The organism is Kitasatospora sp. NPDC091257, assembly GCF_044757675.1.
GTDB lineage: Bacteria > Actinomycetota > Actinomycetes > Streptomycetales > Streptomycetaceae > Kitasatospora > Kitasatospora lactacystinica.
In genome coordinates, this window is record NZ_JBIVVI010000361.1 from 1 (window position 1) to 7391 (window position 7391).

5 protein-coding genes and 1 pseudogene are annotated in these 7391 nt (G+C 72.9%); 3 read left to right on the forward strand and 3 right to left on the reverse strand.

Annotated features, from left to right (window positions below):
• Window positions 1-15: 15 nt before the first annotated feature.
• From ACIQOV_RS18315 to ACIQOV_RS18325, 3 genes are all read right to left on the reverse strand, one after another.
• Entirely contained in the window at window positions 16-1617 is a 1602-nt protein-coding gene (locus ACIQOV_RS18315; RefSeq protein ID WP_359897524.1) for a DUF2142 domain-containing protein, read from the reverse strand.
• Between the two features lie 47 nt (window positions 1618-1664).
• A complete protein-coding gene (locus ACIQOV_RS18320) occupies window positions 1665-3335 on the reverse strand; it encodes a hypothetical protein (protein ID WP_401049621.1) in 1671 nt (556 codons plus the stop codon).
• Between the two features lie 185 nt (window positions 3336-3520).
• Window positions 3521-4075: a DUF1707 and DUF4190 domain-containing protein gene (locus ACIQOV_RS18325; RefSeq protein ID WP_380538548.1), complete on the reverse strand. Its 555-nt coding sequence runs from the start codon at window positions 4073-4075 to the stop codon at window positions 3521-3523.
• Window positions 4076-4341: 266 nt separating this feature from the next.
• Here ACIQOV_RS18325 and ACIQOV_RS18330 point away from each other — a divergent pair, with 266 nt between their 5' ends.
• From ACIQOV_RS18330 to ACIQOV_RS18340, 3 genes and pseudogenes are all read left to right on the forward strand, one after another.
• Window positions 4342-5163, forward strand: a complete 822-nt coding sequence (locus ACIQOV_RS18330) for an ABC transporter ATP-binding protein (protein WP_401049623.1) — start codon at window positions 4342-4344, stop codon at window positions 5161-5163.
• Window positions 5160-6794 carry a transporter gene (locus tag ACIQOV_RS18335; RefSeq protein WP_401049625.1) on the forward strand — a complete coding sequence of 545 codons (1635 nt, stop codon included), beginning with the start codon at window positions 5160-5162 and terminating at the stop codon, window positions 6792-6794. The genes ACIQOV_RS18330 and ACIQOV_RS18335 overlap by 4 nt, the downstream gene beginning before the upstream one ends.
• A 97-nt stretch (window positions 6795-6891) precedes the next feature.
• Window positions 6892-7391 (forward strand): annotated as a pseudogene (locus ACIQOV_RS18340) (DUF2786 domain-containing protein); the annotation flags it as partial.

Sequence of the window (7391 nt, forward strand, 5' to 3'; positions counted from 1 at the left end):
CCCCGCACCGCGACCCTACGCCTCCGCGTGGGCCCCGGCGAGCCGGGGCGGGTCCTGGCTGGCGCTGCCGCCGGCCGCCCCGGCCGACTGCGGCAACGGGCGCTCCCGGTTGTCCGACACCGCCGTGAACAGCCCCAGCGCGAGCGCGGCCAGCGTGTACACGGCCAGCCAGAGCATCCAGGTGCCGGGCGGGGACCAGTGGGCCGGGTTGATCAGCAGCGGGCCGGTGCTGCCGACGGTGTTGCGGCGCAGCGCCCAGAGAAAGGCCGCGGCGTTGACCAGGGACAGCGAGAAGCCGGCGATCACCAGCAGCCGGCGCCAGGCGAAGCCGCCCCAGGGCAGCCGCTCGTGGCAGATCGCGGCGCACAGGATCGGCAGTCCGACGGCGAACGGCAGCAGGTAGCGGCCCTGCCAGATCATGCCCAGCTGGCGCGCCTGCATGGCCTGTGCCGCTATCGGTATCACCACGATGCCGGCCATCACGCCGACGATCGCCAGGGCGTCGCGGAACCGGGCGTAGCAGAGCGCGAACATCGCCAGGGCGAGCGCCACACCGCACCAGACCAGCAGCGTCGCGGCCGGCGCCTCGGCGTCCAGCCAGCCGAAGTAGCCGATCATCTGCTTCATGTAGAGCAGGCCGAAGTCGAAGGTCTTCCGGGCCGCGGCGAGCGGGGTGAGGTCGCTCGGGGTGTTGATGATCGAGTTGTCCGGGTGGCTCGACGACCAGGCCAGGGCCGCGACGGCCCCCGCCGCCGCCAGGCCGCCCCAGAGCCAGGTCACCTTGCGGCGGAGCACTTCGCGCACCGCCCCCTTCTGGCCCAGCAGCAGCGCGAAGAACAGGGCCCCGGCGAACCAGATCAGGCCCAGCGGGCGGATGCTGATCAGCACCAGCGCGCCGATGCCCAACCGCGCCAGCCGGCGGTTCAGCAGGAGCGGGTCCGGGCTCATCAGCATCGGCAGCCCGGCGCTCCAGACCAGGATGCCCGCCGCGATCTCCGGACCGCTCGGGTTGACCACGCCGAACAGGAACAGCGCCATCGGCGTGGCCGCGGTGATCACGCCGAGCAGGGTGAAGGAGCGCCGCCGCCACTCCGCCGCCGAGACCACCGCGCTCGCCACCAGGGCGGAGCAGATCAGCGCCGACATCAGGCGCATCAGGTAGAAGGCCTTGGCCCCGTGGACCAGGAGGCTGGGCCAGCCCACCGCGAAGTAGTACGCCGGGTGGTAGCGGCCCGCCGCGGTGGTCACCAGGGTCTCCCCCGGACGGTCCACGAGCCGGGGCGCGCAGGAGGCCGGCTGCTCGGGCTTGAAGACGTAGCAGCTGTTGACGTCCTTGAGGTCCTGGTAGATGCGCGGGAGCTCGACCCCGGTCTCGGCGAACTGGCCCTCGATGCCGCCCACCAGGTGCGGGACCATGACCTCCCGTCCCTCGACCTGGCCTCGGGCGACGGCCGCCGCCCGGATCAGGTGTGCGTGCTCGTCCGGCGAGGCACCGGTCGGCGAAGCGAACGCCCAGGCCCCACTCAGTGCGAACAGGATCGCGAACGCCACGACCCACAGACGCCTCGGTGAGGAGACGAGCCGGTCGGCGAGGCTCTTGACGGCGGTGATCATCATCAGGATTGGGCCTTCGGGGTCAGTTCGGGCTCATGGGCGGGAACTGGTTACTTGATCATGCTGAGCCATGACTGGTCACCGGTCTTGGAGCACTGCCCACCCGGCGCGAACTTCGGGCAGGTGCCGTCGAGGTTCTGCATGGTGTGCGACACCCACGGCAGGATGCGGTAGGTGTCCTCCTTCGCCGGCATGTAGCGGTCCGCCATCGATGAGGAGACCGTACCGAACAGGAAGAGAAGAGCGAACAGCGTACCGATCACGGCCGCCTGCGGGCCCGGCAGGGCCGTTCCGGCGGTTCCGGCGGTTCCGGCGGTCTCCGCGGCCCGGCGGCGCTCGGCCAGCCGGAGCGAGACCAGGTGGGCGAGCAGGGCGCAGAGCAGCAGGCCGCAGTAGAGCAGCTGGTTGTTGGTCCGGGTGTAGAGCTGGACCGTCTGCGTCTCGTACATGTGCGAGGCGATGAACATCCGCATCACCCAGGCGCTCGCGAACATGCAGCTGATGGTGACGATCACCGGCTTGCGGATGCCCAGCCAGAGGGCGGCGCCCAGTGCGACGAACATCACCACCGCGAACAGGTCCATGCCGCCGAACTCGCCGGGGATCGGCCAGTCCCCCACCTTGCCCGGCATGTCCGTACGCCACATCAGGAAGTACGCCGGGTCGGTGAAGTTGTCGAAGCGGAAGTTGGAGTCCTTGGTGTCCGGGGCCTCCGTCAGCATGGTCACCAGGTAGCTGCCGCAGACCAGCAGGAAGGCGGCCCCGGTGGTGCCGAGGTACGCCAGGCCCTTGCGCCGGTCTTCGTGCCAGGGGAAGTACATCAGCGCCGCGACCAGCACGCCGAGGGCGCTCCACAGGAACCAGCCGGAGTACGTGAGGAACATCAGGCCCAGCAACGCCCCGAAGCCGCCCGCCTTCAGCAGCAGCAGCCGCCAGCCGTCCGTCCCGCTCCGGCGCAGGTGCACCACCACGGCGACCAGCACGGGCACCAGGACCACCAGCACGGTCTGGCTGTACGGCTTGTAGGCGTCGATCAGGGCGAAGGCCGGCAGCACGCCGAAGGCCAGTGCGCGGACCGGGCTGAGCAGCATGCGCCACGAGAGGTAGACCAGCGGGCCGAACGCTGCGGCGCCGAAGATCTGCAGGTCCTTGAAGGCGTACGCGGTGTTGCCGCCGCGGAACAGCTCCGCGTAGAAGCCCAGGGTGTAGAGCGGCGCCGGCGGGTAGACCGGCGAGCCCGAGGGCTGACCGTTCACCACCGCGTGGGCCCACTCGACGATGCGCTGGCTGTCGCCGTTCATGCCGAACATCGGCCAGGGCGTGCCGAGCAGCGCGATGACCGCGCCGGCCGCCACGAAGCCGCTGGCGAGACCGGCGATGGCGGCCGAGGAGAAACGGGACGCCAGGCCGAAGTGCCGGCCCGAGCGGAAGCGCATCGCGAGCACGACCACGCCGAGCAGGAGGAAGCCGATGACCGCGAACCGCAGCTGCACCGCGGCGAGACCGCTCACCTGGGCGATCCGGTTCAGCGGGTCCATCTGGAAGCCGCGCGCCATCAGCGGGAGCACCAGGGCGGCCAGGAAGGAGACCACGGCCTCGCCCGCGAGCAGTGCCGGAGCCGACGTCCGGAGCCGGGCCACGGAGCGGCCCGCGGATCCCCGGATCAGCGAACGTCCTCCGATCGGCGGGATCCTGGAGGCCTCTTGGGCACTGACTGTCACTGGCACGGTCCTCAGCTCGTGGTCGCTCGCTCGGCCCGCCCGGCCCTTCGGCGTCGGCCGGTGACGGAGAACGTACTGCTTCCGGGTGCGCGGCGGCAGCCCCGGGCATCATAGGTCCTCCGTCTGAGGAAGGCCCCATCGGGAAGAACGGCCGACCACCGTGGGATCACCCGACCGGGTGGGCCTCAGGCGAAGCCGAGGAGGATCATCAGGGTCCAGAACGCGCACCCCAGGTAGCCGATGACCAGGCCGAGGACGGCCGCCCAGTCGCCGTCCATGTTGCGGCGGCGGATCTCCGAGCGGGCGATGTGGCCGGTGATCACGGCGGGCGCGGAGAGGCCGACCAGACTGGCCACCAGGGAGACCACGGCGAGCACGTTGGTGGGGCGGGCCTGCACCGGCGGCGGGACGGCCATGAAGGTGGCCGGAACCGGCGTGGCGGCGGCGGCCGGCGGCGCCGTCATCGGCCCGGAGGGCAGGTCGGCCACCAGCACGGCCAGCTGACCGTAGGTCTGCGCCGCGGCCACGGCCTCGTGGCGCTGCTCGTACTCCTGGACGGAGAGCCGCCCCTCGGCGAACGCGGCCTTGAGCACGTCGAGCGTCCGGTCCCGGTCCGCGTGGCCCGCCCGCATCGCCGCCTGCGACGACACCGCGGGCGCGGGCACCGGCTGCCAGCCCCCCGCCGACCGCTTGCCGGGCGGATAGCCGGAACCGGGCTCGCCCCATGGTTGTACGGACATCCGCCACCTCCCGGTAGCGCGGCACCCCCGCGCACGTCACTGCTTCCTCATAGTGCAGGACGAACGGCCGAACTGAGTAGTTGCCAAATCGGCCCAGTAGCCGCCGAGAAGAGGATATTGGTCGGCGTGCCTCACCCGTTCGGCGGATGTGCTCAGGGGATGCTCAACTCGGGCGACAGCCTGTTCGAGCAGTGACAGGCTGAGCCCCGAGGGCTTCCACCAGCACGATGCCCACCACTCCACCACCACGAGCAGAGAAGGCCGCCATGCAGGCGTCAGCGCCGCCGTCCTCCGACCTCCCCGGGCCGGGAACCCCGTCCGCCGTCAGCATCCAGGGGCTCTGGAAGCACTTCGGCACCCAGGCCGCGGTGGCCGGGCTGAGTCTGGAGCTGCCGGCCGGGGCGTTCATCGGCCTGGTCGGGCCGAACGGTGCCGGCAAGACCACCACGCTGTCGATGGTCACCGGGCTGCTCCGGCCCGACCAGGGCACCGTCCTGGTGCACGGCACCGACGTGTGGGCGGACCCGGTCACGGTCAAGGCGCGGATCGGCATCCTGCCCGAGGGCCTGCGGATGTTCGAGCGGCTCAGCGGGCGCGAGCTGCTCCAGTACACCGGGCGGCTGCGCGGCCTGCCCGGCGCCGAGGTGGACCGGCGGGCCGAGGAGCTGCTGGCCGTCCTGGACCTCGGCCGCGACTGCGACAAGCTGGTCGCCGACTATTCCACCGGCATGCGCAAGAAGATCGGCCTGGCCGCGGCGCTGCTGCACAACCCGGACGTGCTGTTCCTGGACGAGCCCTTCGAGGGCGTCGACCCGGTCTCCGCCCAGACCATCCGCGGCGTGCTCAAGCGGTACGCGGCGGCCGGCTCCACGGTGGTCTTCTCCAGCCACGTGATGGAGCTGGTCGAACAGCTCTGCGACTGGGTCGCCGTGGTCAACGCCGGCCAGGTGATCGCCCAGGGACCGCTGGACACCGTACGGGGCGGGCGCAGCCTGCACGAGGCCTTCCTGGACCTGATCGGCGTGCGCGAGGACGACGGGCAGGCGCTCGGCTGGCTCGGCGGCGGGCAGCCCGGGGGTGCCCTGTGACCGAGCGGAGCGAGGCCACGCGCACGGCCTCGGTGCCCGACGGGCGGACGGTGGTGCGCGCCCTGGTCGCGCTCAAGCTGCGGCTGCTGCGCAACGGGCTGCGGCGCAGCCCCGGCCGGACCACCGTCTACGTGATCGGCGGCGTCGTGGGCCTGGCCCTCGCGGCCGGCGTCGCCGTCGCCATGAGCGCGCTGAACGGGCGCTACGCGGGCTCCGGGGACGCCGGGGTGATGCTGCTCGGCGTGCTGGCCCTGGGCTGGGCCGCCCTGCCGCTGTTCCTCTTCTCCAGCGACGAGAGCGCCGACCCGACCCGGCTGACCATGCTGCCGCTGCGGCCCGGCCCGCTGCTGCGCGGCTCGCTGCTGGCCGCGCTGATCGGACCGGGGCCGCTGATCAGCCTGGTGCTGGTGACCGGCGCGGTGCTGGCCGGCGCGGCCGGCGGCGCCTCGGCCGCGGTCGCGGTGCCCGCCGTACCGCTCGCGGTGCTCTGCCTGGTCACGCTCTCCCGGGCGGTCGCGGCGGGCAACGCCCGGATGCTCTCCAGCCGGCGCGGCAAGGACTTCGCGATCTTCGGCGGGCTGGCCTTCGCGCTGCTGGTGCAGGTCGCCAACGTCGGCTCGCAGAGCATCCTCGGCCGTCGGGGCGGACCGATCGACCTCACCCCGCTGAAGCCGATCGCCTCGGTACTGCGCTGGATCCCGCCGATCAGCGCGGCGGACGCGCCGCGCACCGCCGGCGAGGGCCGGTACGGGCTCGCGCTGCTCCAGCTCGCCGCGGCCGCCGCGCTGCTGGCACTGCTGCTGCGCTGGTGGCGGCGGAGCCTGCAGGAGCTGATGGTCACCGCCGACTCCTCCACCCTGGAGGTGGCCCGGGGGGTGCAGAACTCGCGCGGCTGGCGCTTCCTGCCCCAGGGCCGGACCGGCGCGGTGATGCAGCGCCACCTGCGCTACGCCTGGCGCGAGCCGCGGGCCAAGGCCGCGCTGTTCACCAGCATCGGGATGACGCTGGTGATCTGCGTGCTGTCGATGGTCCAGGGCTGGGCGAGCGTCTACCTGCTGGCGATGACCGGGGTGTTCCTCGGACTGCAGATGCTCAACCTGTTCGGCATGGACGGCTCGGCGTTCTGGATGGTCGCCGCCACCCTGCGTACCCCGGCCGACGCCCGGTCCGAGCTGCGCGGCCGGGCGTACGCGGTGCTGTCGTACGCCGTCCCGGTGACGGTGGTGCTGGGGCTGGTGCTGGCGGCCGTCACCGGCCGGTGGGGCGAGCTGCCGTCCGCGCTCGGCCTGGCGCTGACCCTCCTCGGCTGCGGGATCGCGCTGGGCTCGATGTTCAGCGTGCTGGCGCCCTACACCATGCCGGCCGACAGCAACCCGATGCGCAACGCCGCCCCCGGACAGGGCGGGCTGATCCTGCTCAACCAGTTCGGCTCGATGCTCGGCGTCACGGTGCTGGCACTGCCGGTCGGCGGCTACCTCGCCTGGGCGCTGGTCTCGGACGGGCCGAGCTGGCCGGTGCTGCTGGTCGGCCCGCTGTACGGCGCCCTGGTCGCGACGCTGGGCGTGCGGATGGCCGCGGGCCGGCTGCTGGAGCGCACGCCGGAGATCCTGGCCAAGGCCATCGAGCGCTGAGCCGCGGGCCCCGCCGGCCCGAGCGCCGGACGGTCTTCGCCGCGGCTCCGGCATCATGGGCAGGAGGCCGGACCGTCGAGGAGAGCAGGGACACACCGTGGGCGAGCGAGCGCAGCAGGCCGGGACCGCCGGGCCGCTGCTGGAGCAGGCGGTGCGGTCGGTGCTGACGGCACCGGAGGACGCACTGGACCTCGCCCTGGACACCGGGGCCTCGCTGCTGGCCGCCTCGGCCGGGCAGTGGCCCGAGGTGAGCCGGGCGGTGCTCGGCCACGCGGACACCGCCGTCGGCCGCTGCTGGTCCGCCGGATGGCGGCCGGCCGACCTGGCCCGGGTGGTGCGCCGCGAGCTGCAGCCCGTCCACCTGGCCCTCGCGGTGGACCTGATCGCCGCCGAGGACCGCCGCCACCCCGCGGCCGGCCTGGACCGGCGCTGGCGGGAGCAGCTGCGCGAGCTGGAGGCCGAGGTGTGGTGGTCCGGCGACGAGGAGTACCTCGGCGCCTTCGCCCACCGGCACCGGCTGGACCGCTTCGCGCTCGCCACCGCCGTCCTGGAGCTGCTGCGCACCTGGGGCCGGCTGCCGCCGATCGCCCCGGTGGG